Source organism: Streptomyces odontomachicola (assembly GCF_039605595.1).
Taxonomy (GTDB): Bacteria; Actinomycetota; Actinomycetes; order Streptomycetales; family Streptomycetaceae; genus Streptomyces.
Genome location: NZ_JBCFOK010000019.1, coordinates 162,107 through 188,539 on the forward strand (window position 1 = coordinate 162,107; position 26,433 = coordinate 188,539).

Annotated in this window: 20 protein-coding genes and 1 other RNA gene; 7 read left to right on the forward strand and 14 right to left on the reverse strand. The window is 73.7% G+C overall.

The genetic code is table 11. From position 1 onward, the window contains the following. Positions 1–376: 376 nt before the first annotated feature. The 3 genes from ABEE00_RS30110 to ABEE00_RS30120 form a co-directional block, all read right to left on the reverse strand. On the reverse strand, positions 377–2,698 hold the full coding sequence (locus ABEE00_RS30110; RefSeq protein WP_345748892.1) for a HelD family protein: 2,322 nt from the start codon (positions 2,696–2,698) through the stop codon (positions 377–379). A gap of 129 nt (positions 2,699–2,827) precedes the next feature. After that, the gene (locus tag ABEE00_RS30115) at positions 2,828–3,568 is read right to left on the reverse strand and encodes an anti-sigma factor family protein (RefSeq protein ID WP_345748893.1); all 741 of its coding nucleotides are present in this window, start codon (positions 3,566–3,568) and stop codon (positions 2,828–2,830) included. After that, positions 3,565–4,107, reverse strand: a complete 543-nt coding sequence (locus ABEE00_RS30120; protein WP_345748894.1) for a sigma-70 family RNA polymerase sigma factor — start codon at positions 4,105–4,107, stop codon at positions 3,565–3,567. The genes ABEE00_RS30115 and ABEE00_RS30120 overlap by 4 nt, the downstream gene beginning before the upstream one ends. Before the next feature lie 236 nt (positions 4,108–4,343). Here ABEE00_RS30120 and ABEE00_RS30125 point away from each other — a divergent pair, with 236 nt between their 5' ends. Further along, positions 4,344–5,390, forward strand: a complete 1,047-nt coding sequence (locus ABEE00_RS30125) for a CHRD domain-containing protein (RefSeq protein WP_345748895.1) — start codon at positions 4,344–4,346, stop codon at positions 5,388–5,390. Positions 5,391–5,440: 50 nt separating this feature from the next. Here the strand turns inward: ABEE00_RS30125 and ABEE00_RS30130 are convergent, their stop codons facing one another. Both ABEE00_RS30130 and ABEE00_RS30135 read right to left on the reverse strand, forming a co-directional pair. Then, positions 5,441–6,619: a uroporphyrinogen-III synthase gene (locus ABEE00_RS30130; protein WP_345748896.1), complete on the reverse strand. Its 1,179-nt coding sequence runs from the start codon at positions 6,617–6,619 to the stop codon at positions 5,441–5,443. 163 nt (positions 6,620–6,782) lie between these two features. Then, a complete protein-coding gene (locus ABEE00_RS30135) occupies positions 6,783–8,144 on the reverse strand; it encodes a nitrate/nitrite transporter (RefSeq protein ID WP_345748897.1) in 1,362 nt (453 codons plus the stop codon). Positions 8,145–8,428: 284 nt separating this feature from the next. On the opposite strand from ABEE00_RS30135, the gene ABEE00_RS30140 reads away from it, so the two are divergent. The 4 genes from ABEE00_RS30140 to ABEE00_RS30155 all read left to right on the forward strand — a co-directional run bounded on the left by ABEE00_RS30140 (position 8,429) and on the right by ABEE00_RS30155 (position 11,851). Beyond that, positions 8,429–8,581: a hypothetical protein gene (locus ABEE00_RS30140; protein ID WP_345748898.1), complete on the forward strand. Its 153-nt coding sequence runs from the start codon at positions 8,429–8,431 to the stop codon at positions 8,579–8,581. A 101-nt stretch (positions 8,582–8,682) separates the two neighbouring features. After that, positions 8,683–9,978 (forward strand): phenylacetate--CoA ligase family protein, encoded by a 1,296-nt coding sequence (locus ABEE00_RS30145; RefSeq protein WP_345748899.1) that lies wholly within the window; start codon positions 8,683–8,685, stop codon positions 9,976–9,978. After that, positions 9,975–10,484, forward strand: coding sequence for a glycine-rich domain-containing protein (locus ABEE00_RS30150; protein ID WP_345748900.1), 510 nt, complete (start codon positions 9,975–9,977; stop codon positions 10,482–10,484). The genes ABEE00_RS30145 and ABEE00_RS30150 overlap by 4 nt, the downstream gene beginning before the upstream one ends. Beyond that, positions 10,481–11,851: an MFS transporter gene (locus tag ABEE00_RS30155; RefSeq protein WP_345748901.1), complete on the forward strand. Its 1,371-nt coding sequence runs from the start codon at positions 10,481–10,483 to the stop codon at positions 11,849–11,851. The genes ABEE00_RS30150 and ABEE00_RS30155 overlap by 4 nt, the downstream gene beginning before the upstream one ends. Before the next feature lie 199 nt (positions 11,852–12,050). On the opposite strand, the gene ssrA is transcribed toward ABEE00_RS30155, so the two are convergent. The 5 genes from ssrA to ftsE form a co-directional block, all read right to left on the reverse strand. Continuing rightward, positions 12,051–12,421, reverse strand: a transfer-messenger RNA (tmRNA) gene (gene ssrA / locus ABEE00_RS30160). A 149-nt stretch (positions 12,422–12,570) separates the two neighbouring features. Continuing rightward, positions 12,571–13,086: an SsrA-binding protein SmpB gene (smpB, locus tag ABEE00_RS30165; protein ID WP_345748902.1), complete on the reverse strand. Its 516-nt coding sequence runs from the start codon at positions 13,084–13,086 to the stop codon at positions 12,571–12,573. A 17-nt stretch (positions 13,087–13,103) separates the two neighbouring features. Continuing rightward, a complete protein-coding gene (locus ABEE00_RS30170) occupies positions 13,104–14,417 on the reverse strand; it encodes a S41 family peptidase (RefSeq protein WP_345748903.1) in 1,314 nt (437 codons plus the stop codon). Between the two features lie 67 nt (positions 14,418–14,484). Next, positions 14,485–15,396 (reverse strand): permease-like cell division protein FtsX, encoded by a 912-nt coding sequence (ftsX, locus tag ABEE00_RS30175; protein WP_345748904.1) that lies wholly within the window; start codon positions 15,394–15,396, stop codon positions 14,485–14,487. Positions 15,397–15,503: 107 nt separating this feature from the next. Continuing rightward, positions 15,504–16,193: a cell division ATP-binding protein FtsE gene (gene ftsE / locus ABEE00_RS30180; protein ID WP_345748905.1), complete on the reverse strand. Its 690-nt coding sequence runs from the start codon at positions 16,191–16,193 to the stop codon at positions 15,504–15,506. Between the two features lie 271 nt (positions 16,194–16,464). On the opposite strand from ftsE, the gene ABEE00_RS30185 reads away from it, so the two are divergent. After that, the gene (locus ABEE00_RS30185) at positions 16,465–16,659 is read left to right on the forward strand and encodes a hypothetical protein (RefSeq protein WP_345748906.1); all 195 of its coding nucleotides are present in this window, start codon (positions 16,465–16,467) and stop codon (positions 16,657–16,659) included. Positions 16,660–16,788: 129 nt separating this feature from the next. Here the strand turns inward: ABEE00_RS30185 and ABEE00_RS30190 are convergent, their stop codons facing one another. From ABEE00_RS30190 to ABEE00_RS30205, 4 genes are all read right to left on the reverse strand, one after another. Beyond that, positions 16,789–17,670 (reverse strand): collagen-like protein, encoded by an 882-nt coding sequence (locus ABEE00_RS30190; RefSeq protein ID WP_345748907.1) that lies wholly within the window; start codon positions 17,668–17,670, stop codon positions 16,789–16,791. Positions 17,671–17,958: 288 nt separating this feature from the next. After that, positions 17,959–19,074 carry a peptide chain release factor 2 gene (prfB, locus tag ABEE00_RS30195; RefSeq protein ID WP_345748908.1) on the reverse strand — a complete coding sequence of 372 codons (1,116 nt, stop codon included), beginning with the start codon at positions 19,072–19,074 and terminating at the stop codon, positions 17,959–17,961. Between the two features lie 87 nt (positions 19,075–19,161). Next, positions 19,162–20,415 carry a serine/threonine-protein kinase gene (locus tag ABEE00_RS30200; RefSeq protein WP_345748909.1) on the reverse strand — a complete coding sequence of 418 codons (1,254 nt, stop codon included), beginning with the start codon at positions 20,413–20,415 and terminating at the stop codon, positions 19,162–19,164. A 133-nt stretch (positions 20,416–20,548) separates the two neighbouring features. Further along, entirely contained in the window at positions 20,549–22,318 is a 1,770-nt protein-coding gene (locus ABEE00_RS30205) for a serine/threonine-protein kinase (RefSeq protein WP_345748910.1), read from the reverse strand. Between the two features lie 533 nt (positions 22,319–22,851). Between ABEE00_RS30205 and ABEE00_RS30210 the strand changes: the two genes are divergently transcribed. After that, the gene (locus ABEE00_RS30210) at positions 22,852–26,196 is read left to right on the forward strand and encodes an FHA domain-containing protein (protein ID WP_345748911.1); all 3,345 of its coding nucleotides are present in this window, start codon (positions 22,852–22,854) and stop codon (positions 26,194–26,196) included. Positions 26,197–26,433: the final 237 nt, after the last annotated feature.

Consider the following 26,433-nt stretch of genomic DNA (forward strand, 5'->3'; position numbering starts at 1 on the left):
GCCGCAGGCCCGGCGGCGCAATGTGAGAGCCCCGTCACCCGAGTTGGGGTGACGGGGCTCTCAACTGCCGTTTCAGTGACACCGACCCGCCAGCTCGCCTCGCGGCAAGTGGTCGCTCGTAGCGACTATGGTTGGGCCCGGGGGCATGGATCGGGCCGGTGCCACATCCAGGCTAACACCGGTGTTCCGACACGCATTCCGCGCGGCGGCGCGGCCCGGAAGTGACGCGGGACCGCTCCGGAAACCGCGGGTGACACCCCATCAGGACCGCCCGGCGCACAGCTCCGGGACCACCCCCGCGCACGACCCGCAGCGCTCCGAACGCAGCCCGAGGACCGCCCCGCAGCGCCCCGCAGCGCCCCGCGGCAGCCCCCGCTCAGTCCCGCAGCAGGTCGGGCACCCCCGCCTCGTCCGGCAGGTCGCGCTCGCCCGCCAGGACCGAGAGCCGCTGGGTGGCGCGGGTCAGCGCCACGTACAGCACCCGCAGTCCGGCGGGGGACTCATCCGCGATCTCCGCCGGGGACACCACCACCGTCGCGTCGTACTCCAGACCCTTGGCCTCCAGGCTGCCCAGCGGGACGACGCGGTCGCCCAGCTCCGCCAGCCATGCGCGGGCCTCGGCGCGGCGGGCCATCGGGACCACGACGCCGACCGTGCCGCCCGCCTCGCCCAGGCTCTCCAGCGCGAGCCGCGCCTCATCCCGTACGGCGTCGGCGAGTTCGGGCCCGGTGACCACGAAGCGCGGCTCCAGGCCCGTGGCGCGCACCGCCTTCGGGGGCGCGGTGCCCGGCATGGCCAGGGCCAGCACGCGGTCGGCGAGCTCGGCGATCTCCGCGGGGTTGCGGTAGTTGACGGTGAGCTCGAAGCGCCGGCGCGGGCGCGTGCCCAGGGCCTCGGAACGGGCCTCGGCCGCCTCGTCCGGGTCGGTCCAGGAGCTCTGCGCGGGGTCGCCGACCACGGTCCAGGTGGCCTGGCGGCCGCGGCGGCCCACCATGCGCCACTGCATCGGGGTCAGGTCCTGCGCCTCGTCGACGATGACGTGCGCGTAGTCCCTGCGCTCCTCGGGCGTCCTGGCGTCCCGCTCCCGGCGTGGCTCGCGGTCGGCCGCCGTCGTCAACTCCTCCAGACCCGTGAGCTGTTCGAGGGGATCGAGCTCGCGCTTCTGCGGCTTCGCGGGGGCGCCGAGGAGCGTGTGCAGCTCGTCCAGCAGCGCGATGTCGTGTACGGAGAGCGGACCGTCCCCCGCGCCGTCCAGCCGCCCGAAAGACTGCGCCAGCAGCCGTACCTCCTCGGGGCGCAGCACCCGGCGCGCCCAGTGCCCCAGGTTCTTCTGGTCCGCCATCACGGCGAGCACGCGGCGCGGTGTCAGCTCGGGCCACCACGCGGCGAGGAAGTCCTGGAAGGAGTCCTCGGTCGAGACGTCCTCGTCGAACGCCTCGCGGGCCTCGGCCTCCAGCTCCGGGTCCGACCAGTGCCTGCGCGCGCCGGCCTTCTGCCACAGCGCGTCCAGCAGCAGCTTGCGGGCGCGCGGGCGCATGAGGTTCACCGGCGCGGTGCCGCCGAGCACCTGGCGGCGCACCGCGCGCAGCTCCTCCGCGTCCAGCTCGACGCGTGCTCCGTTGGCCACCACGCGCAGCCGCTCGGGGAGTTCACCCAGGTCGAGGGCGCCGCGTGCGGCCTTGCGGAGCAGCTTGAGCATGCGGGCCGAGCCCTTGATCCGGGCGACCGGCTGCTCGTCGTACGTGTCGGCCTCGGCGCCCTCCACGAGCGAGCCCAGCGCGCGGATCACGACCTGGCCCTCCTCGCCGAGCGAGGGCAGCACGCCCTCGGTGTAGGAGACCAGCAGCGGGGTCGGGCTGACGATCAGGATGCCGCCCGCGTAGCGCCGCCTGTCCTGGTAGAGCAGATACGCGGCGCGGTGCAGCGCGACCGCGGTCTTGCCTGTGCCGGGACCGCCCTCGACCTCGGTGACCGAGGCGGCGGGTGCGCGGATCACCTCGTCCTGCTCGGCCTGGATGGAGGCCACGATGTCCCGCATCGAGTGGCTGCGTGCCCGGCCCAGCGCCGCCATCAGCGCGCCGTCGCCGACGGCCGGCAGCTCCTCGCCGTCCAGGTACGCGGTGATCTCCGGGCGCAGCAGGTCGTCCTCCACGCCGAGCACCTGGCGGCCCTTGGAGCGGATGACACGGCGGCGTACGACGCGGCCCGGCTGGACCGGCGTGGCCCGGTAGAAGGGCGCGGCCGCGGGCGCCCGCCAGTCGATGACCAGCGGCGAGTAGTCGGCGTCGAGCACGCCCAGGCGGCCGATGTGCAGGGTCTCGGCGATGTCGGCGGTGCGGTCCTCGCGCACGGTGCCCTCGGCGGGCTCGACCGAGGTGTACGCGCCGTCGGGGCCCTTCTTGCCGTCCTTGCCCAGCAGCAGGTCGATGCGGCCGAAGAGGAAGTCCTCGAACTCGCTGTTGAGGCGGTTGAGGTGCACACCGGCGCGGAAGACCTGCGCGTCGCGCTCGGCGAGCGCGCCGGGGGTGCCCACCTGGGCGCGCTTGGAGGCGTCGTCCATCAGGAACTCCGCCTCGTGGATCTTCTCCTCCAGGCGCCGGTACACCTCGTCCAGGTGCGCCTGCTCCGCGCGGACCTCGCGGTCCCTGACCGTGTCGTGAACGGTGCCCGGACGGCCACCCTCGTGCTGCGCTCCCAACGCCGCGGCCCCCTTCTGCTTGCTTAGGGCAGCCGTCCACCGTACGCGAAGCGGCGTACGCGGTGCATCTGAGCGCCCCGCGGCGGTGCGGCGCGGCGCCGGGGGCCGCGGCGTCCGGGAGCGCCGGGGTCATACGCGTACGGTCGCCAGCTTCCTGCCGTCCAGGGTCCGCACCACGAATGCGCTGATCTGGCTGCGGTCGAAGCCGGCGCCGCCGTGCGCGTACAGCGTGCTGCCCGCCCACGCGTCTCCCCCGCCCTGCGTCCCGTACCCGCCCCTGGGCACCGTCCAGGTGGTCACGGTCTGCTCGGACCCGCGCGGTCCGACGGCCACCAACTCGCAGGTCAGCGGGCCGCGTACGCCGCCGAGCTTGAGGCCGACGTGGGTGCCCCAGGGCTGCCGCAGCATCGAGACGGTGGCGCTGACGCCCGTGCTCGCGTCGGTGGTGCCGTGCTTCTCGCCGTGGTCCCACATCTGCTGCGCCGTGTTCACGGTGCCGGGCCGCGGCGCCTCGTCGCCGGTGGCCGCCAGGGTGGCGACCGGGCCGCCCACGATCAGCGCGAAGGCCGCGGCGACCAGCCACATCCTGCGGGTCCTGCGGGTGCGCCGCTCGGCCGCCGCCTCGCCCAGCAGGCGGCCCAGCAGCGCGGGCGGCGGCGGTTCGGGGACGCCGCGCTCCCGCTCCTCGGCGAGCAGCGGGGTCAGCGCGGTCAGCTCCTCCAGCTCGGCCGCGCAGCGCGGGCAGCCGGCCAGGTGCTCCTCGAAACGTTCCGCTTCGGCGGGGCCGAGCACGCCCAGCGCGTACGCACCGACGTCGGTGTGCTCGGGGCCGTCCGGCGCGCGCGTGGGCCCGCCCGTGTCGTGCGTCATGACGTCACCCCCCTTTCCTCCAGCGAGAGCCGCAGGGCGCGCAGCGCGTAGTAGACGCGCGAACGCACCGTTCCTGGAGGTATACGCAGCGCTTCGGCCGCCTCGTTCACCGTGCGGCCCTTGAAGTAGGTCTCGATCAGCGCCTCGCGGTGTGCGGGTGTGAGGTCGGACAGCGCCTCGGAGATCGTCATCATGCGCAGCGCGCGGTCGATCTCGTCGGCCGCGGGCAGCGCCTCCAGCGGCGCGGGGTCCACTTCCTGGGGGCGGGCGCTGCGGCTGCGGTGCCCGTCGATCACTATCCGGCGCGCGACGGTCACCAGCCAGGGCCGCACGGAGCCGTGCGCGGCCCGCAGTTGGGGCGCGTGCCGCCAGGCGCGCAGCAGGGTCTCCTGCACGACGTCCTCCGCGCGGTGCCGGTCCCCCGCCACCAGGCGGAGGACGAAGGCGTGCAGGGGGCCCGCGTGTTCGTCGTACAGGGCCTTCATGAGGACATCGTCCGACGATGTCCTGTCGGCGGTCACGACGGAATCCTCGCGCACGGGGGACCTCCGGTCGAGAGGCGTGATGGGACGGCGGCGCGGACGTGCGGAGTGCGCTCGGGCCGCAGCGCCCGGACGGCGGTTCGTGCGCGGGTACGGCCCCGAGGGCTCCCGTGTTCAACGGACCGGTGTGATGCCGGCCGCACCGCACGGGCCGGGCCGAAGCGCGGCCTCCGCCGTACGGTCCGTGTACGCCGGTGCGGGGGCACCGGCCCGCTCAAGGGGAGGGGACAGCCATGAACCGACGTACCAAGCGCCGTGCGGCGCTGGCCCTTTCGGCGGCCGCGCTGGCGGCCGCGACGGGGGTCACAGCGGCCGGAAGCGCCTCGGGCGCGGACGCTCAGGGCGCGGACGCTCAAGGGAAGAGCGCACGAGCGGAAGGCACTCGGGGGGCCGGTGCCCAGGAGGCCAGTGCTCAGGGGGCCGGTGCCCAAGGGGCCAGTGCTCGAGGTGCCAATGCTCAAGGGGCCGGTGCTCAGGACGAGAGCGCCTTCGCGGGCAGTCTGGACGGCGCCGACGAGGTGCCGGTGCCGGGCGGCCCCGCGGTCGGCGACAAGGACGGGAAGGCGCTCGCGGTGATGCGGGTGCAGGGGGACCGGGTGTCCTTCCGGTTCACCTTCCGCGGGATCGCGGCGCCGACGGCCGGGCACGTGCACGAGGGCGCGAAGGGGCAGAACGGCCCCGTCAGGATCGCGTTCTTCACCAAGGAGCAGCCGGGCGGCGGCCACTCGGTGTCCGGAACGGTGCGGGTCACGGACGGCGCGCTGCTGGAGCGGCTGCGGACGGAACCGCGGAACTTCTACTTCAACCTGCACACGGCGGAGTTCCCCGGCGGCGCGGTGCGCGGCCAGGTGCAGGGGCTCGCGGCGCCGCACAGCGCGGCCGGTCTCGACCGGAGCTTCCAGTCCTCCGTGGTGCGCGGCGCGCAGGTCTACAAGTGCGTGAACGGCGCCTTCGTGCAGGACAACGTGCGGGCCGTGCTGGACAGGGGCATCGCGCACTTCTTCGCGAAGGCGGGGCCGCAGGGGCCGCCGGCGTGGCTGGCGGCGGACCGTTCGGCGGTGACGGGCAAGGCCGTCGCGCGCTTCCCGAACGGCGAGCGGAACATCCCCGAACTGGACCTGCTGGCCACCCGCGCCGGCAGGGACCGCGGGCTGCTGTCCCGCACGAACGAGATACTCCGGCTCAACACGGCGGGCGGCGTCGCACCGTCCGGCGCCTGCGAGGAGGGCAGGCGGGCCGCGGTGCCCTACCGCGCGGACTACGTGTTCCTGGGCAGGTGAACACGGGCCTCACCACGAGGGGTTGAGGGCTCCCGCGCCGTCGGGCGCCCTCACGCCCCCTCGTACTTCGAGGACTCGCTCGCCGGGTCCAGCGCCAGCCGGTACCCCCGCTTGACCACCGTCTGGATCACCCGGGGCGCGCCCAGCGCGGTGCGCACCCGGGCCATGGCCGTCTCCACGGCGTGCTCGTCGCGCCCCGCGCCGGGCAGCGCGCGCAGCAGTTCGGCGCGGGAGACCACCCAGCCGGGGCGCCGGGCCAGCGCGCGCAGCAGGGCCATCCCGGCGGGCGGCACGGGGCGCAGCTCGCCGTCCAGCAGCACGGCGTGCCCGCGGATCTCCAGGCGGTGCCCGGCGACCGGCAACGGCCGCGCGCGCCCGGGGAGTTCGGTGCACAGGAGCTGGACCAGCGGGCCGAGCCGGAAGCGCTCCGGCTGGACCGTCGGCACCTCCAGGCCCTCCAGCGGCAGCGCCGTCACGGGCCCGACGCACGCGGCCAGCACATCGCCGCGCAGTGCTTCCAGCAGCTCGTCCCGTACGCCCCGTTCCTCCGCGCGGCGCAGCAGCGAGGAGGCGGCGGGCGCGCTGGTGAAGGTGAGCGCGTCGACGCCGCGCGCCAGCACCGCGTCGATCAGCCGGTCCACCGGGCCGATGTCCTCGGGCGGCATCCAGCGGTAGACGGGTACGCCGACGACCTCGGCGCCCCCGGCGCGCAGCGACTCCACGAAGCCCGGCAGCGGTTCGCCGTGGAGCTGGATCACGATGCGGCGCCCCTGCACGCCCTCCTCCAGCAGCCGCTCCAGCACCTCGGCCATCGACTCCGAGGCCGGCGACCAGCGCTCGGTCAGCCCGGCCGCGCGGATCGCGCCGCGCACCTTGGGCCCGCGCGCGAGGAGTTCGGTCTCACCGAGGCGCTCCAGCAGACCGGCGCCCAGGCCCCAGCCCTCTGCCGCCTCGACCCAGCCGCGGAAGCCGATCGCCGTGGTGGCGATCACCACGTCGGGCGCGTGGCGGATCAACTCCTTGGTGGCGTCGAGCAGTTCGCCGTCGTCGGCGAGCGGCACGATGCGCAGCGCGGGCGCGTGCTGCACCTCGGCGCCGCGCCGCTGGAGCAGGGTGCCCAGCTCCTCGGCCCGGCGCGCCGCGGTCACCCCGACGGTGAAGCCCTCCAGGGGCCGCGCCGCGCGGGCCGCCGCGGCCCCGCCCTGTGCACTCGTCTGCTCTGGCTGCATCCGCCTCGTCGCTCCGCCCTTGCTGGTCGACCCCGTACCGGTCAACAGGGCTCCGAGCCTGCCGCGCCGCCGTGACGGGCCCGGTTCCCCGGGATTTCCCCGACGTTACAAGGGGCTCCTCCCGTGCCTTCCAGGGTGCGGCACCCGAGCGGCGCCGGCCTGCTCACACCTCGGCGTACGCGGGCTCCCGCCGCGGCTCCGCGCCGCTCTCCGCGTCCTCGGCCACCGCGGCCACCGGGCGGCGGCGGAGGTATACGGCCCAGGTGACGGCGGCGCAGAGCGCGTAGCAGGCCAGGAAGGCGAGGAAGGCTTCGGTGCCGCTGCCGGAGGTCTGGAAGGACTGCCGGAAGGCGAGGTTGATGCCCAGCCCGCCGAGCGCGCCGACCGCCCCGATCAGGCCCATCGCGGCGCCGGACAGCCGCCGCCCGTACGCGGCCGCCTCGTCCTCGGCCAGCCCCGCTGCCAGCCCCTTGGCGTGGAAGATGCCCGGGATCATCTTGTACGTGGACCCGTTGCCGGCCCCGCTGAGCACGAACAGCGCGGTGAACCCGGCGAGGAACAGCGGCAGCGACTCCCGCACCGAGGCCGCGATCACCACGGCCGTGGCCGCGCCCATCGCCGCGAAGGTCCACAGCGTGATCCGCGCGCCGCCGTACCGGTCGGCCAGCCGCCCGCCCACGGGCCGGATCAGCGAGCCGAGCAGCGGGCCGAGGAAGGTGAACGAGGCGGCCTGCAAGGGAGTGCGCCCGAACTGGGTCTGGAGCACGAGCCCGAACGCGAAGCTGTAGCCGATGAACGAGCCGAACGTGCCGATGTAGAGCAGCGACATGATCCAGGTGTGCCGGTCGCGCACGGCCTCCCTCGCCGCGCCGGTGTCGTTCCGTACGCAGGTCAGGTTGTCCATCCACAGCGCGGAGCAGAGCGCGGCGAGCACGATCAGCGGGATGTAGATCCCGAGCAGCACGCGCGGGTGCCCGGCCCCCGCCAGGGCGATCACGGCGAGCGCGACGAGCTGCACGACCGAGACGCCGATGTTGCCGCCGCCCGCGTTGAGGCCCAGCGCCCAGCCCTTCCTGCGCAGCGGGAAGAAGGAGTTGATGTTGGTCATCGAGGAGGCGAAGTTGCCGCCGCCGACTCCGGTCAGCACCGCGACCGCCAGGAAGGTCCCGTACGAGGTCCCGGGCTCCATCACCGCGTACGCGGCGACCGTCGGCGCCAGCAGCAGCGAAGCACTGATCACCGTCCAGTTGCGCCCGCCGAACCGGGCCACGGCGAAGGTGTACGGGACCCGGACGAAGGCGCCGACCAGCGTGGCCACCGAGATGAGGAAGAACTTACCGGCCGGGTCCACGCCGTACTCCGGCCCCATGAACAGCACCATCACCGACCACAGCGACCAGACCGAGAAGCCGATGTGCTCGGAGAGCACGGACAGGAACAGGTTGCGGTGCGCGATCCGGCGTCCCGTGCGCTCCCAGAAGGCGGTGTCCTCGGGGTCCCAGCGGGTGATCCAGCGGCGGGCCATGGTGCCTCCAGCGGTCGGGTGCCTTGCCTCGCTCTACGAAGCTAGGGACGGCGCGTTTCACCCCTGTGCTGTGCGATGACACCGGCGAAACCTTGCACTCACCCGATGCGGAGGCCCCCCGTGAGCCGCGCGGCCCTTACGGGTTCCGGGAGCGGTCGCCTCCGGAAGCAATCCGGCCACCCAAGGGCGCATTACCAACCTTTGACACTCACTTGGCGATCACTTTACGCTCATCGCGCGACACGGATCATCCCGTTCGCACTCCCACAACCTGGAGGTCCGCCATGCACGAGCTCATCCGGAAGATGACCCAGGACGGCAACTGGCAGGGCTGGGTCGCCGCCAACTCGGCGACCGCCGCGAAGGACGGCTGCATCAGCGCGGCCCCCAAGGCGGGCTGCATCAGCGCCGCCCCCAAGTCCGGCTGCATCTCCTGACGGACGGACCGCACACGGAGCGGGCGGGCACGGCACGACCGCCCGCTCCGCCTCCGTACGGGACCCCGTACGGGGAGCCGCATGAGACCCCGAAGGTGGCCATGGACGTCCAGCCGGCGGCCGAGACCGTGGACCGGTCGGTTCTCGACCTGGTCAAGGACATACCGATCTACCGCGAGGCGGCGGAGCGCGGCCGCTTCCCCGTACTCGAGAAGCCGGAGATCGCCCGCGGCTTCCCCGGCAACTGGATGACGCCCCGCCTGGAGGCGGCCCTGGCGTCGGGCGAGGCCGAGTTCGTGCTCTCCACGGGCACCAACCATGCCAGGATGCAGCTGATACGGCCCCCGTACTTCCTGCTCCGCAGCTACTACGAGCTCTGGAGCGAGCACCCCGACATCGCGCACACCTGGCGCGCCGGATGCCGCCGCGCCTCCCTCACCACGGTGCTGGCCACCGAGCACGTCGCCCGGGTCAACGCGAAGAAGCGCGGCGCCGAGCCCGAGCCCGTGCCGCCCCTGGAGGAGCGGCGGCTGGACGAGCGCACCGTCTACCTCAACCTGCGGCTCGACCCCGCGCTGTGGGACCGCGCCGACGTCGAGCGGATGCTGGCCGAGCTGCGCGAGACAGCGGAGGCGCACCCCGAGGGCCTGTACCACCTGGACTGCTCGGGCTACCACCTCGCCCATCTGGTGCGCGCCGCACGGGAGTTGGGCCTGTGGGAGACGTTCCCGCAGCCCGCGAGCATCATCACCGCGTACGAATACACCCCCGCGAACGTGCGGCGCTACCTCGAACAGCACCTCGACCGCCCGGTCATCGACCTCTTCGGCAGCACCGAGCTGGGCTACCTCTACTACAGCGACCGCGACGGCGCGTACCACCCGTATCTCGACCGCATGAGCGTCGAGCTGCACCCGGTCGCGCCGGGCAGCACGCTGTACCACCTCGTGGTGACCAGCGTGCGCAACCCGCACATGCCGCTGGTGCGCTACCGCTCCGGCGACTGCGCCCGCACCCTGGACGGCACCCCGGACCCGGCGAAGATCATGCGCTTCTCGGGCCGCGAGAAGGAGCTGCTGGAGGGCCCGGAGGGACCCGTCGCGCAGGGCGACCTCGACGAGCGCGTGAGCGCCGCCTCCGCGCGCGTCTTCGTGCATCAACTCGCCCCGGACGAGGGCATCCTCTCTTGCACGACCTTCGACGGCGCCCCGCTCCCCGCCGACGAGCGCGCGGCACTGGAACGGGAAGTCGGCGCGCTCACCGGGCGCGCCTGCCGGGTCGAGCACCGCGAGCACATCGCCATCGGCGCGTCGGGCAAGTACGCCTGGCTCGCACAGCAACAGGAAGCTCAGCAGGAACCGCGGCAGGGACCGCAGCAGAGGGGGACGGCGGCATGACCATCACGGCGGACGAGCTCACGGAGCTGCTCGGCCAGGAGCTGCACGAGGAGACCGTGGAGCACTTCCTGCGCGAGACGGGCGCCCCGCGCGCGTACGTGGAGCGGCAGGTCACCGAGTGCCTGCGGTACCTGTATCTGGTCTCAGGGCACCGCGAGGAGCTGAGCGGCCTGTTCCTGCCCGTGGAGCAGGAGATCGACGAGATCTGGCACTTCCTGATCCTGCAGACCCGCGAGTACCGGGCCCTGTGCGAGGAGCGCCTGCCGGGCCGCTACTTCATCCACCACCGCAGCATCGCGTACGAGGACTACCAGGAGACCGGCGCCGAGCCGAGCCGCGAGCGCGCCGCCGAGGAGGCGCTGCGCTGGATCCCGCTGTACTGCCGGGAGTTCGGCCCCTTCGACGAGGGCGCGCTGCCGCACTGGACCATCGTCCGCTACCTGCACGAGCAGATGGGCATGCCGCTGAGCGAGATATCCGCGCTCGAACCGGCGGCCGCCGCGTGACGACCGCCGCCACCGCCCCTACGGGGCGGCAGCCCGCACAGCACCCGGCACAGCGCAGAACCCTCGCCGTCCTGGTCCTCTGCCAGGGCCTCAGCGGCGCGGGACTCGCCGCCGGCATCACCGTGGGCGCGCTGCTCGCCGAGCAGATGCTCGGCTCGACGGGCCTCGCCGGGCTGCCCGCCGCGCTCTTCACCGCGGGCGCCGCGCTCGGCGCCGCGGGCATCGGCCGGCTGTGCCAGCGCAGCGGCCGACGCCCCGGCCTGGCCCTGGGCTACGCCACCGGCGCGCTCGGCAGCCTCGGCGTGGTGGCGGCGGCGACGACGGGCTCGGTCCCGCTGCTCTTCGCCTCGCTGCTGGTGTACGGGGCAGGCACGGCGGCCAACCTGCTGGCCCGCTACGCGGGGGCCGACCTGGCGGCACCGGAGCGGCGCGGCCGCGCGGTGAGCACGGTCCTGTTCGCCACGACCTTCGGCGCGGTCGTCGGCCCCAACCTGGTCGACCTCACCGGCGAGTTGGCCCACTCCTGGGGCATCCCCCGGCTCGCCGGCCCCTTCCTGCTGGCCACAGCCGCGTACGGCTCGGCGGCTCTGGTGCTCGCGCTCCTGCTCCGCCCCGACCCCCTCCGGCTGGCCCGCGAACTGGCCGGTCTCCCCGGGTCCGAGGACAGCCCCGGGGAGACCGGCCGCGAGAACACCGGGAGCGAGGACACCGGGGACGCCGACGACACCGGCGCCGCCGAGCCCGCGCGGCCACGGGAACGGCGCATCCCCCTGGGCGCCGCGACCGGCGGCGCCGTCATGGTCCTCACCCAGCTCGTGATGATCGCGATCATGACGATGACCCCGGTCCACATGCAGGCGCACGGCCACGGAACCCAGGCAGCGGGCCTGGTCATCGCCCTGCACGTGGCCGCGATGTACCTGCCCTCGCCCCTGACCGGGCTGCTGGTCGACCGCATCGGCCGCCACCGCCTGGCCGCGGCCTCCGGAGCGACCCTCCTGGCCGCCGGACTCCTCGCGGCGCTGGCACCCCCGCACTCGGTGGCCGCCCTGGCCGCCGCCCTCGTACTCCTGGGCCTGGGCTGGAACTTCGGCCTGGTCAGCGGCACGGCAATGGTCACCGACGCGGTCCCCCTGGACCGCCGTGCCTCGGTACAGGGCCTGGTCGACGTGGGCATCTCGATAGCCGGAGCGACCGGCGGCATGGCCTCGGGCTTGGTGGTAGCGGCGACCGGCTACCCCACCCTGGCAGCAACCGGAGCCGTACTGGCCGTGGCAGTGATCCCCGCGGTGGCCCTGCGACGCCGCCCCGAGCCCACACCCGTACAGGACGGCGTACGAGACCCGGCCCAGCCGGAAAACGCCTAGCCCGCAGCACCAAGCAACAAGCACCCGAACACAAAAAGGGCGGTGCACCAACACCGCCCAACAGCTCCGATCATGTGTGCCCAACCCCGCGAAGATGGGGGTGCGGGTGGCGAAGCCCCCGCAACGCGAAGCGAAGCGAGCAAAAACGACGAAGGCGACGCGGCCCCCGCTTTCCGGGGGCACACGTCGCCCATCGCCTTCGTGGAGATGGCGGGAATCGAACCCGCGTCCAACGGTGCGGAAGAAGAGCTTCTCCGAGCGCAGTCCACTGCGATTTTCTCGGCCCCGGAGATCTCGTGGACAAGTCTCCGACGGGCCCAGTCACTGTGTGGTGTCCCGGCAAGCCCCGTGACCGGGCTTACGCGGTGAGTCCCCTAGTCGATGCCAGGTTCCGGGGCGGGGACGCACCCGGACTGACACTTCATGCTTGCTGCTCAGGCAGCAAGCGCGAAGGAATCGCGCTTAGTGTTGGCGATTATTTTTTTGCGGCACGTGGTTAACGAGATCATTGCCGCGTTCCTCGGCTCGCTTCCTCTGCTTCGACAGCCGCTGTCGAAACCGATCATCCCCATGTTGAGTTGAGAACCTGCCACCGCCCTCCCGGGGCGGCGCGTGACCATGGTACGTGACCGGGCCACATCTGCACCAACCTGTTTTCCGGCCGGTCTATTCCCGGCCCCCCGTGCGGGACCCGGAGCACCGGCCCCGCGCGGCCCGGCTCAGCGCAGCGAGGCCCGCTCCTTGCGGCGCACCGCCGAGATGACCCGGTCCGCCTCGCGCTTGTCCTGCTTCTCGCGCAGCGCCTGCCGCTTGTCCCAGTCCTTCTTGCCCTTGGCCAGCGCGATTTCGACCTTCGCCCTGCCCTTGGTGAAGTACAGCCGCAGCGGTACGAGGGTGTGCCCCGTCTCCTGCGTCTTGCCGATCAGCTTGTCGATCTCGGCGCGGTGCAGGAGCAGCTTGCGCTTCCGCTTGGCGGAGTGGTTGGTCCAGGTGCCCTGCGCGTACTCCTGGATGTGCGCGTTGTGCAGCCACACCTCCTTGCCGTCGATGTGCGCGAACCCGTCGGCCAGCGAAGCGCGGCCCTGGCGCAGCGACTTGACCTCCGTACCGGTGAGCACGATGCCGCACTCGTAGGTGTCGAGGATGACGTAGTCGTGCCGGGCGCGCTTGTTCTGCGCGACGAGCTTGTACCCGTCCGGGTCCTTGTCGTCCTTCTTCTTGTTCTTCTTCGCCATAGCCTGCTCATCTTCCCCTAGGAGCGCGTCGCCAGGCCACTCAATACCGTGCGGGCCCGCTCCGTCGCCTCGCCGTCCCCGCCGGAGCCCACCGAGAGGTCGGGCACGAGGCCGCGGTCGTCGATCCGGCGCCCCGAGGGCGTCGCGTAGTGCCCGACGGTCAGCTCGGCCACCGAGCCGTCGGGCTGCCTGCTGGGAAGCTGCACGGAGCCCTTGCCGAAGGTGCGGGAGCCGACCGTGACCGCGCGCCCGCGATCCCGCAGCGCCCCGGTCAACAGCTCGGCCGCGCTCATTGTTCCGCCGTCGACCAGCACGACCAGCGGCCTTCTGTGATCGCCGCCGTGCTGTGCGTACAGGGCGCGCTGGGTGCCCTTGTCGTCGTACGTGGCGACGAGGCCGCCGTCCAGGAAGGCCGAGGCGGCGTCGACGGCCTCGTCCACCAGGCCGCCGGAGTTGCCGCGCAGGTCCAGCACGATCCCGGCGCCCTCGGGGACGTCCTCGCGCACCGCCTTGCGCACCTGTGCGCCGGTGCCGCGGGTGAAGGAGGAGACCTTGATCCGGGTCGCGGCGGGCCCCAGCCGGGAGACGTCCACGGTGTCGGCGGCCAGCCGCTTCCGGCGCAGCGCGCTCGTCCACTCCCGCTCGCCCCTGCTGAGCCGCAGCCGCACATCACTGCCCGAGCCGTGCGCCGCCCCCCGCAGCTTGCCCACGACCTCGGTGATGGGCCGCCCGGCGACGTCCTGCCCGTCGATCGCGCGCAGCCGGTCGCCGGAGCGGATGCCGGCCTTGTCTGCGGGGCTCCCCGGGTGCACGTGGGCCACGGTCACCAGCGGCTCGGACGGGCGGTCGGGGCCGCCCGGCGCACCGCCGCGCAGCGCGTGGGCCCGCTCGGCCTCGTCCTGCGCGACGGGCGGCGGGCTCTCCTGCCGTACGGAGATGCCGACGCCCACGTACTCGCCGTCCAGCGTCTGGCGCAGGCCCTCGTACTCGCGCGGGGTGTAGGCGCCGGACCAGCGGTCGCCGCTGCGGCTCACCAGCTCCTCGGCCGCGTCGGGCGCGGACCCGTGGCCCGCGCGCTCCCCTGCCCCCGTTGCGCCCCGGTCGGATGAACGTCCGGTGTGCGCGCTCTCGTTGAGTGCGGCCCCGGTCGGCGCGGGCCCGTCCTGGCTCGCACCGGCCGTGGCGTTGAAGGTGTCACCCCAGGAACCGGTGGCGGCACCGGTGCCCAGCACGCTCGCGAAGACCAGCGTCAGCGCGGCCCCGCGGCGGAAACGCCTCGCTCTCCCCCCGGTGGAGTCGGAGGGGGAAGAGGAGAACCACAAGCCCGACATATTGCGGAGTCTAGGCCAGACGCAGGCGCGATACGGGTCGTTGGGCGTACCGCGACCGCGTCATGCATCACACCTTCAGGTACTTGCGCAAGGTGAAGAACGCGGCGACGGCCGGCATCAGCACGCCCACGGCCACGATGAACGGCAGCACCTTGAACACCGCGTCCCAGCCGATGAAGTTGATCAGCACGATCTTCTGCTGGAGCCAGTTGTTGATCAGGAAGTACTTGCCGCCGACCAGCAGCACCGAGGCGAAGCCCGCGCCGATCAGGCCCGCGATGGCCGCCTCCAGGATGAACGGCATCTGGATGTAGAAGCTGGAGGCGCCGACCAGCCGCATGATCCCGGTCTCCCGCCGCCTGCTGAACGCCGACACCCGGACGGTGTTGACGATCAGCAACAGCGCAACGACCAGCATCAGCGCCATCACACACAGCGCGGCGATGTTCATGCCGTTGAGGAGGTTGAACAGGTTCTCCAGCAAACTGCGTTGGTCCTGGACCTCCTGCACGCCCTGCCTGCCGGAGAACGCGGTCTGGATCACCTGGTACTTGGTCGGGTCCTTCAGCTTGACCCGGTAGGACTCCTGCATCTGATCCGGCGTCAGGGAGTCGGCGAGCGGGGAGTCCTTGAACTGCTCCTTGTAGTGCTTGTACGCCGCGTCGGCGGACTCGTAGTACACCTTGTCGACCACCTGGAGCTTCTCCAGGTCGGTCTTGATCTGCTGCTTCTGCTGCGCGGTGACCGCGCCCTTGGCGCAGTTGGGGTCGGACGCGGCGTCGTTCTTGTTGCAGAGGTAGATCGACACCTGGACCTTGTCGTACCAGTACCCCTTCATCGTGCTGACCTGTTCGCGGGCGAGCAGCGAACCGCCGGCCAGGGCGAGCGAGAGGGCGACCGAGACGATCACCGCGAAGGTCATCGTGAGATTGCGGCGGAGACCGACGCTGATCTCCGACAGTACGAACTGGGCGCGCATGGCGACCTTTCCGCCTTTCCGTGGTGGCCGTGGTGACCGTGTGGCCGGGGTGGATCAGTGCTGCTCGGTGCTGGTCGGAGCTGTCCCGAGCTCGCCCGCGTACGGGATCAGTGCTGGTAGCCGTAGACGCCGCGGGTCTGGTCGCGCACCAGGCGTCCGGTCTCCAGCTCGATGACGCGCTTGCGCATCTGGTCCACGATCTGCTGGTCGTGGGTGGCCATCACGACCGTGGTGCCGGTGCGGTTGATGCGGTCCAGGAGCTTCATGATGCCGACCGAGGTCTGCGGGTCGAGGTTGCCCGTCGGCTCGTCGGCGAGCAGCAGCATCGGGCGGTTGGCGAAGGCGCGGGCGATGGCCACGCGCTGCTGCTCACCGCCGGAGAGCTCGCCGGGCATCCGGTCGTCCTTGCCGCCCAGGCCCACCAGGTCCAGCACCTCGGGCACGGTCTTGCGGATCTGGCCGCGCGACTTGCCGATGACCTCCAGCGCGAACGCCACGTTCTCGCCGACGGTCTTGTTGGCCAGCAGCCTGAAGTCCTGGAACACCGTGCCGAGCTGGCGCCGCAGGTGCGGCACCTTCCAGTTGGAGAGCCGCGCCAGGTCCTTGCCGAGCACGTGCACCCGCCCCGTCGAGGCGCGCTCCTCGCGCAACAGCAGCCGCAGGAAGGTGGACTTGCCGGAGCCGGACGATCCCACCAGGAACACGAACTCGCCGCGCGCGATCTCCAGCGAGACGTCGTGGAGCGCGGCACGGCTCTGCTTGGGGTAGTGCTTTGAGACGTTGTCGAATCGGATCACGGAAACACCACGTCGACCTGGGTAGGGGCAGCGGAAGCCGCACATGCGGCTCCCCGTCGGTGTGGTGACCCTACGCGAAGCGGGATGCACGGCGCAGTCGGCGCCGGGGTGTTGGTGGGTTTATTCACGGCGCCTTTAGGCATAAAGAGGTCACTCGCGACAGCACGGACGACTCTGCGTTACGCGCGGGAAGCTGGCACAGTGGAGGGGAACACCCTTGGGGAACGCCTCACCGACGGGTGGCGTTGGCACAGGTGAAGGAGGATCTCGCATGACATGCGACCGACTGGTGTGTGCCAACTGCGCGGGCCCCGTCAGTGAGGGGCGCTGCTCGGTGTGCCGCGCGCACCGCGAACGCCTGCACCGCGAAGCCCCCTTGGCGGGCCTGTCGCCCGCCGCGCTGCTGGGATTGCTGCTCACGCTGATCGCGGTGGCCCTGGTCGCCCAGCGGATGGCGACGGCGTAACGGAGCACAGCGCAGCACTCACCCCGCGTGACGTAGATGCGCGGGGCACGCAGACACCACGAAGGGCCCGGAACGCGCGAAGCGTTCCGGGCCCTTCGGCTGCGCTGCGGGGCGCCTGGAGGCGGTGCCTCAGGCGGCCGTACGGCGGTTGATCAGCTTCGGCATGAGCCGGAAGCCGATGCCGCCCGCGATCATCGTCGCGGCGCCGACCAGCAGGAAGGTCGTCTCGCTGGAACCGGTGTCGGCCAGCTCCTCGTTCGGGCCCTGCGGCTTGGGCTGCGGCTGCGGCTGCTCGGGCTGGCTGCCGCCGGTGTCCGGGGTGGTGCCGCCGGTGGTGGCCGGCTGCTCGCCGCCGGAGCCGCCGCCCACGGTCGCGGGCTGCTCGCCACCGGAGTCGCCGCCGGTGCCACCGCCGCCCGTGGTGGAGGTGCCGCCGTCGCTGGAGCCGCCGGTGCTGCCGGTGGTCCCGTTGTCGCCGCCGGTGGTGCCGGTGGTGCCGCCGTCGTCGCCACCGGTGCTGGAGCTGCCGCCGGTGCTGTCGTCCCCACCGGTGCTGTCGTCACCGCCCGAGCTGTCGTCGCCGCCCGAGCTGTCGTCACCGCCGTTGCCGCCGATGATGCCGTTGGTGTCACCGCCGGTGCTGTCGTCGCCACCGACGCTGGCGTCGCCGCCCGAGCTGTCGTCGCCGCCGGTGCTGGGACCGCCGTCGCCGCCGCCGATGATCCCGCCGTCGCTGGAGTCACCGCCGCCGATGATGCCGCCGTCGGAGTCGCCCCCGCCGGAGTCACTGCCACCGCTGGAGTCGCCCCCGCCGCTGGAGTCACTGCCGCCGAGCAGCCCGCCGATGAAGCCCCCGTCGTCCTGACCGTCTTCCGCGGCCTTGGTGCCGACCTGGCCGCTGTCCGGCCCCACGGCCTGCGCGGCGCCCGCGGCGGTGAGCGAGGCGCCGGCCGCGAACACCGCGCCGGCAGCAATGCGCGCCACACGCAGCCGCGTCTTCGAATTGGTCATGTGCCAACTACCCCCAGTAGCTGTCGTCAGTGGAACAGCCTGCCGCCGGGGCCAAAATGATCACTTGTGGGTCAGGCGCATCCGACCGCCCCCGCACATGCGCCGACGACACAGGCATGCCGAGCGAACAGCTTTCCCACTTTTCACACAGGCGTCAAGCGAACCAGGGGCGAAATGTCCGTGGGGCACGGGTAGTTCGCGGAGTGCGACGGGAATCACGTCAATTGCCGCACCACCGCGGGAAGTCGAGCGTTATCCCGGCGTTACTCGCCGGGTCGCTCGGCCGCGTTACTGCGCCTGCTGTTCCTGCTGCTTGCGCCAGCGGATTCCGGCTTCCAGGAAACCGTCGATATCGCCGTCGAGCACCGACTGCGGATTACCGACCTCGTGCTCCGTACGCAGGTCCTTCACCATCTGATACGGGTGCAGGACGTACGAACGCATCTGGCTGCCCCAGGAGTTGCCGCCGTCCGCCTTGAGCGCGTCCATCTTCTTCTGCTCCTCCTGGCGGCGGTGCGCGAGGAGGCGCGCCTGCATGACGCGCATGGCGGCGGCGCGATTCTGGATCTGGGACTTCTCGTTCTGACACGAGACGACGATCCCGGTGGGGATGTGGGTCATGCGCACGGCGGAGTCGGTGGTGTTCACCGACTGGCCGCCGGGGCCCGAGGAGCGGAAGACGTCGATCCGCAGCTCGTTCTCCGGGATGTCGATGTGGTCGACCTGCTCCACGACCGGCAGCACCTCGACGCCGGCGAACGAGGTCTGGCGGCGGCCCTGGTTGTCGAAGGGGGAGATCCGCACCATGCGGTGGGTGCCCTGCTCGACGGAGAGCGTGCCGTACGCATACGGAGCCTTCACGGTGAAGGTCGCGGACTTGATGCCGGCCTCTTCCGCGTAGCTGATGTCGAAGATCTCGGTGGGATAGCCCTTGCGCTCGGCCCAGCGCAGATACATGCGCATGAGCTGCTCGGCGAAGTCGGCCGCGTCCACGCCGCCGGCCTCCGCGCGCACGCTGACGACCGCCTCGCGGGGGTCGTACTCCCCGGAGAGCAGGGTGCGGACCTCCATCTCGTCCACGGCCTTGCGCACCGCGCCCAGCTCGTCCTCGGCCTCGCGGCGCGCGTCCGCGTCGCCCTCGGCCTCGGCCAGCTCGAAGAGGACCTCCAGGTCGTCGATGCGCGAGCGCAGCTCCTCGGCCCTCCGCAGGTGTCCCTGGAGATAGGAGAGCTTGCTGGTGACCTGCTGCGCGTTCTCCACGTCATCCCACAGGTCGGGGGCCGCCGCCTGCTCTTCGAGCGCGGCGATGTCGGCCCGCATCTTGTCGAGGTCGAGGACGGCCTCGATCGACTCCATGGTGGAGGAGAGGGACTTCAGCGCTTCGGATACATCGACGACTGCCACGCCCTCCACCCTAACGGCTGGGCGGCGGGAGCTGTCCCGCCCCGGGGCGTGCGCCCCGGAGCGGCTCCATGACGGGGGCGCCGCCGGTCACGGAGCGCCCGTGCCGTCCGGCTGCTCGACCGCGGGGGCGGGCTGGGTCGTCTCGCCGTCGTCCCCCGAGGCCGCGAGCCAGCCGCCGACCCCGGCGACCGTGGCCACCACCGCGACCGCCCCGGCCTTGAGGCGCCGCCTGCGCACCGTGGCCCGGTGCTTGGCCGAACCGGCGCGCGGCGCCCCCACGGCGCGCGGGGAGCGGGCCGTGCCGTGCGCGCCGCCCGCGAGCTCGTCGGCGCCGGGCACGCGCATGCTGGTGTGGGTGTCGCGGTTGGAGTCGGGGCTCGCGCCGCCCTGCACGAGGGAGACCGCGCCGCGCGCCGGGGCCGCCGCGGCCTCGGCGGAGAGCTGCGGCTCGGTGGGCGCCTCCTGCTCCTCCTGTACGGGGTCCTCGTACCGCTCGTCGATGTCCAGCGGGGGCAGGCCCTCCAGCGCGGGCAGCATCTCGCGCAGCCGGGCCGCGAGTTCGGGGGCGCGCAGCCGGGACGCGGGGGCCTTCGCGAGGCACTGGTGGACGAGCTGCCACAGCTCGTCGGGGATGCCGGGCAGCGGCGCGACGGTCTCGGTGACATGGCGGCGCAGCACGGCGCCGGGGTGCCCGCCGCCGAACGGGGTGAAGCCGGCGAGGAGTTCGTACAGCACCGTGGCCAGGGCGTAGATGTCCACCGAGGCACGCGGCGGCAGGCCCTCGACGATCTCCGGGGCCACGTAGTCCGGGGTGCCGATCACCGAGGTGGCGCGGGTGCGGCGCGGGGAGTCGATCAGCTTGGCGACCCCGAAGTCGGTGAGCAGCGCGGGTGGTGCGCCGCCGGGGCCGACCGGGGCGCGGGCGTCCAGCAGGACGTTCTCCGGCTTCACGTCGCGGTGCGCGATGCCGGCGGCGTGCGCGGCGGCGAGGCCGTCCGCGACGTCAGCGGCGATCGCCGCCGCCGCCTGCGGGGTGAGCCTGCGCTCGTGCTCCAGCCTGGTCCGCAGGTCGGTGCCGCGCACCAACTCCATGACCAGGGCGAGGTCGTTGCCGTCCACGACGAGGTCGCGTACGGAGACCACCCGCGGGTGGTCGAGGGAGAGCAGCGCGGCGCGCTCCCCGACGAACCTCCCCACCAGCTCCTGGTCGGAGGCGAGGTCTTCGCGCAGCAGCTTGATCGCGACGGGCCCCTCGGGGCCCTCCCCCAGCCACACCGTGCCGGCGCTTCCGCGTCCCAGGATCTGGTGGGCGGTATAGCGACTGCCGATCTTCCGTGCCATAGCGACAAAACTACGCGGCATCCGGGGCGTTGAGAGCCCCGGATGCCATTAACGGTCGCTTCTGTACGGGAAATTGCCCTGCGGAAGTCGACTTGTCTCCGAACTCGGCTGTCGCTTCCGGGTGTTCCTCGTACTAGTTACCCGTCGCGCTGTCCGCGGAGTTCACCAGATCCGAGACCTTCCCGAACCAGTCGGTGACCGTCTGCCAGAAACTCTTGCCCTGCGCGACCCACTCGGGAACCGGCGTGAAGTTCCACACCAGCACGCAGATCACCACGATGATCAGGATCATGAACAGGCAGCCCTTGAGGCAGCCGAGTCCTGGAATGTGCATCGGGTTGGCGCTGCGCTGCCTGGGCTCGCGGCGCGGGCGCGGCTCGCGCTCGCGGGGCGGGCGCTCGGGCTCGCGGCGCCGGGGCGGCGGCTGCTGCGGCGGGCGCTGCTGCTGGCGCTGGGGCGGGTACTGCTGCCCGTACGGATCGCCGTACTGGCCCTGCCCGTACGCCTGCTGGCCGTAGCCGGGCGGCGGCGCGGCCGGCTGGCGGTGCGAGCGGCGGCGCAGCGGGTCGTCGACGTTGGGGTTGAGCGGCTGCACCTGGGTCTGCTCGTTGCGGTCGCGGGCGGCCTGGAGCTGGTTCTCCCAGGGGTGCGGGCCCTCCGGCTCCGGGGGCTGCTGCGGCTGCGGGGGCGCGCCGGGGACGGGGGGCATGACCTGGGTGGGGTCGGCGTTGGGGCCCTGGCCCTGGCCGTCCTGGCCGCCGTAGCCGCCCGGCGCCTCCTGGCCGTGCGCCGCGGTGCGCGGCAGCATCTCGGTGGCGTCCGGGTCGCCGCCCGAGGCGGCGGCTCCGGCTGCGGCGCCCGCCGCGGCCCCGCCCAGGGCGCCGGCGGCCGCGGCACCGGCCGCGCCCATGCCGTGCCCGGCCTGGCCCTGCTGTCCCGCCTGGCCCTGCTGCGCGTTCGCCGACTCGGTGCCGGGCACCGGAGCGGGCGCCGGGTCGGGCGCGAGCAGCGCGGCGACGCCCATCGCGGCGCCGGCCTGCTCGGCGGTGGCGTTGGCGCCGATGCCCTCGGCGACCGTACGCAGCGCACGCGCGAGGTTCACGGCGCTGGGGCGCTCGTCGGGGTTCTTGCGCAGGCAGCGCTCCAGGACCGTCCACAGCGGCTCGGGGATGCCCTGCGGGCGCTGCGGCTGGTCGTTCAGATGGCGCTGGAGCACCTCCAGGGTGCTGCCACCGGAGAACGGGGGCTGGCCCGTGACCAGCTCGTACAGCAGCACGCCGGCGCCGTAGACGTCCACGGCCGAGGTCTGCGGGCGGCCCTCGGCGGACTCCGGGGCCACATAGGAGGGGGTGCCCACGAACTCCTGGGTGCGGGTGAGGCCCGGGGAGTCCGCGAGGCGGGCGATGCCGAAGTCGGTGAGCATCGGGCGCATCGCGCCGTCCTGGTCCTGGGACAGCAGGACGTTCGCGGGCTTCAGGTCGCGGTGCACCACGCCGTCCGCGTGCGAGACGGCCAGCGCGTCGGCGACCTGCGCGGTCACCAGCGCGGCCGCGACGGCCGTGAAGGGGCCGTTGTCGCGCAGATAGTGGTGCAGGTCAGGGCCCTCCACGAGGTCCATCACGAGGGCGAGCATGTCGCCCTCGACCACGAGGTCCCTGGTCCTGACGATGTTGTGGTGCTGGAGGCGGAGCAGGACGGAGCGCTCCCGCAGGAAGCGCATGACCACGTCCGGGTCGTTCGCCAGCTCCTCCTTCAGCACCTTGATCGCCACGGTCTCGCCGGGCTGCCCGGCCACGGCCGCCTCGGCGCCCGCCGTCTCCCGCTGGCGGGCCCGCCAGACGGTGCCCGTCGCGCCGCGTCCGAGCGGCTCTTCGAGCAGGTACTTGCTGCCTACCGGCCGCACGTCATGCGCTCCCTGGTCTCGTACTGCGTTGCTGAGGGGGGTTGCTGAAGGGGCAATCCCATCAACAATAGTGCCGCCTCGCGAGGGCTCGGGCCGACCGCGTGCGCACGGTACGCGAATGTGTTCGCAGCGCGTGCACATCCCGGACGGCTCCCCCGTGAGACGCGCGCCGGAGGGCCGCGGGTTGCAGCAGCGCAGGGGCCGGGGTCTCGGCACCGTTCCGGAAAGGACCGTTTCAGGGACGGTTGCGGCCTCAGAATGGGCACTCCGCGATCGGCAGATCTTTTCGGGTCGGACACATCACAGTCAGGTCCGGTCGCTCCCGCTCCGTACCGGTCCGTAAGGGTCCAAGGAGGCGCAGGGCCTTGCGCGGGGGGCACGCGTCTCAAGATCATTGAGGCCGGACGGCCGGGGGACGCTGTCAGTGCCGGGTGCGAGGATGCATCCGGCGTCGAGTGTGAACTGCGCCTCGCGCGGGCCCCGATGGACCCGCGCACGGAGATGCGGTACGCGGATGGGACCGGGAGGGGCCGATGCGGATCCGGCTGACTGTCGCACGCGCCGGTGCGGAGTGCGGGGAGGCCGCGGTCGTCGTGACGGCCCCGGCCGGGACGGTGCTGGCCGCCGTGACGGGCGCGCTGGTCACGGAGTCCGCCGCCGCGGGCGGTGGGAGTACGGAGGGGGCCTCGGGCACACCGGGCGCGGCCGGCGCCGGGGGCGGTGCGGCCGACGGCCCGGTCGCGGTGTTCGCCGGCACCAGACGCCTGGACCCGCACCGCCACGTGCTGGGCGAGCCGCCGCTGCTGGACGGCGCGGCGATCTCGCTGTTCGGCCCGGGCCCCGTGCCGCCGACCGCCGTCTCCACCGCTCCCGCCGTCGCCGCGTACGCCTCGGCGCCGGCCCGCCTGCACGTGGTGGCCGGGCCCGACGCTGGCGGGGTGCATCTGCTCCAGGGCGGCAAGGTGCACCTGGGCCGCTCGGCCGAGGCCGACGTCCCGCTGGACGACCCCGACGTCTCCCGGCTGCACTGCGCCGTGACGGTCACCGAGGACGGCGAGGTCACGGTCACCGATCTGGGATCCACCAACGGCACGTCGCTGGACGGCAGACCCGTGGGCGAGCAGCCGGTGCCGCTGCGCCCCGGCGCGACGCTGCGGCTCGGCGAGACCGCCGTGCGCCTCGCCGAGCCGCACGCGCCGGTGGACGCCCCCGCGCAGGGCGCCGGCTGGGCGGACGAGACCTGGCAGGAGCCCGGCGCCGCTCCGCCCCCTGTGCTGGGCGGCCCCGCGACGGTGCCGGACGGCAAGGGCCGACTGCGGCTCGCGGGGCCGACGGCCCGGACGGACGGAGCGGACCAGGCCGTGCACGGCGTGGAGGGCGACGCCCCGGGCGGGCCCGTGGTGGGAGCGGTCCCGCGAGGCGGCTCGCCCGCACCCGTTCCGCCGGGGCCGATGCCTCCGGCGGGACCGATGCCTCCGGAGGCGCCCGCCGCGGGGGCCGCGGCCGAGCGCGGTGCGGGGCCGCCCCTCGTGCCGCCGCCGCACACCGGCCAGGACTTCGCGTACGAGGCGGGCTCGCCGTTCCCCGGCGGGGGCGGCACCCACGGCGCGGGCTTCGCCCAGCCATCGGAATTCACCCGGCCATCGGAATCCGGGCGGCCGGCGGAGCGGTCCGGCGCGACGGACGGCGAGCGGCCGCGGCAGCGCGGGCTCGGCGCGTGGGCGCGGCGCTTCACCGGCGGCCGCACCGAGCGCGAGGAGTCACCGGCAGCGCGGGACACCCTCCCGCCGCCACCGCCGCACGCGCCGGCCGGCGCGGCGGACCCCGGCGACGGCGTCTCGCCCGAGCCGTTCCCCGACCCCGCGACCGTCCTGCTCACCGCGCTCGGCCCGGGTCCCCGGCTGTGGGAGCGCGGTCCTGGGCACCCCGAGGCGCTGACCGTGCGGCTCGGCACGGCGCACCGCGGCGGGCAGACCGGGGGCTCCGTCGCCGTGCGGCTGCGGGAGGCCGGGGCGCTCGGGCTCGCGGGGCCGCGCGGCCGGCTGTCCGGGCTCGCCCGCTCGGTGGTGGCGCAGCTCGCGGCGCTGCACGCGCCGAGCACCCTGGAGATCGTGCTGCTCGCCGCCGACCGCGCGCGGGACCTCGCTGCGCGCACCGCTGAGTGGGCCTGGCTCGGCTGGCTCCCGCACGCGGTGCCGGCGCACGGCCAGGACTGCCGGCTGCTCACCGCGTACGACCGGGACCAGGCCGCCGCCCGCACCGCCGAGCTGAGCCGCAGACTCGACGCGGCGCCCGCGCGGCAGCCGCACCCCGGTCCGTACACCCTGCTCATCGTGGACGGCGACCCCGGCTCCGCCACACTGCGCGAGGCGGTGCGGCGGCTGACAGCCGAGGGGCCGGCCGCCGGAGTGCACGCGCTCTGCCTCGCCGAGACCCCGGCCGCCTCCCCCGCCTCCCCGCTGACCGCGACGCTGGAGGCCGCGCACGCCGCCTCCCCCGCCTTCGCCGCGTGCGGTACGGCGGCGCTGCTGAGCGGCGCCGTGGCCACCGCCGTCCGCATGGTGCACGCGCCGGGAACACCGCAGCCCGAAGGGAGCCCGGGCCCCATCGGCACGGTGGACGCCGTGTCCGCCGCGTGGGCCGAGCGCTTCGCGCGGGCGATGGCGCCGCTGCGGGAGGCCGAGGAGGCGCGCGCCGCCGCTGCCGACCGGCCCGCCGTCGCGCTGCCCCGCAGCTCCCGGCTGCTCGACGAGCTCGGCCTGGCCCGCGCCACACCCGCAGCCCTGCTCGCGCGCTGGTCGGAGCCCGGCGAGCGGGCGGGCGTCGGCGACGGCCTCGCGGGGCGCGCCTCGCTGGTGTTCGGCGCGGGGCCGCGCGGTCCGCTGGAGGCCGAGCTGTCCTCGCGGCAGGGCCATGCGCTGATCACGGGGCCGCCCGGTTCCGGCAGGACGGAGCTGCTGCTCTCGCTCGCCGCGTCGCTGGCCGCGGGCGAACGCCCCGGCAGGCTCGGTCTGTTGCTGCTGGACGGCGCGGCCGATCCGGCGCGCGAGGGGCTGCGGCTGTGCGTGGGGCTGCCGCACACCGAGGGGCACCTCGCGTCCGGGGACCCCGCGCGGATGCGGGAGTTCGCGCAGTCGCTGAGCGCGGAGCTGAAGCGGCGGGCCGAAGTGATCGGCGAGGGCCGCACCTTCGAGGAGTACACGGCCGCCGTCGCCGGCGCACAGCCCCCGCGGGTGATCGCCCAGCGCGGGCGTCCGGCGGCCGAGGACGCGGCCGACTTGGAGTCCGACTCCTCGGGCGGCACGCTGCGGCTGCGTACGCGGTCGGGCGGGGGCTCGGGCGAGCAGCAGCCCGCGCCCGAGGCCCCCGCGCCGCTGCCCCGCCTCGTGGTGCTGGTCGACGACCTGGAGACGCTGGTCGATCCCGCGCTGGGCAACCCCGGGCGCCCCGCTTCGGGTTCGGTCGTGCGGGCGCTGGACGCCGTGGCGCGCGAGGGTGCCCGGCTGGGCGTGCATCTGGTCGCCGCGAGCTCCCGTCCGGAGAGCACCTCGGGTACGGAGCTGGCGCGGGTCGCGGCGCTGCGGGCCGAGCTCACCGGCCCCGCCGAGGCGGCCTCCTCCGGCGAGGGGGAGGACGAACGGGTGCCGGGGCGGGGCACGTTGAGCGCCGCCGCGGGGTCCGTGGGGTTCCAGGCGGGCCGTGTGACGGGGCGGATTCCGCGTACGGCCACGTTGCGGCCGACGGTCGTGCCGTTGGACTGGGCGCGGGCGGGGGATCCGCCGGCACGGCGGCCCGTACGCGAGCTGGGCAACGGGCCGACGGATCTCGCGCTGCTGACCAGCGCCGTGGAACGCGCGGCGCAGTCCCTCCGGGGGTGAAGGCCGCCCCCGTCCTGCGCGAGTCGCCATGCGCTACGGGGTGCCCCCTGAGTGCCCCCGCTTTCCGGGGCTGCGCCCCGGGCCCCCTTTGCGTGCGGGGCGCGTGGACGGGGGGCCTGCGGTCCGCTGTGCCCACCCGTTCCGCCCCTGCGGAACGATTGCCCACAGCTCATACGAGGAGCGGGCGGAACCACCCACCAGTCGCGGCTGCTCGTACGCGACCCTCCGGGGACGCCG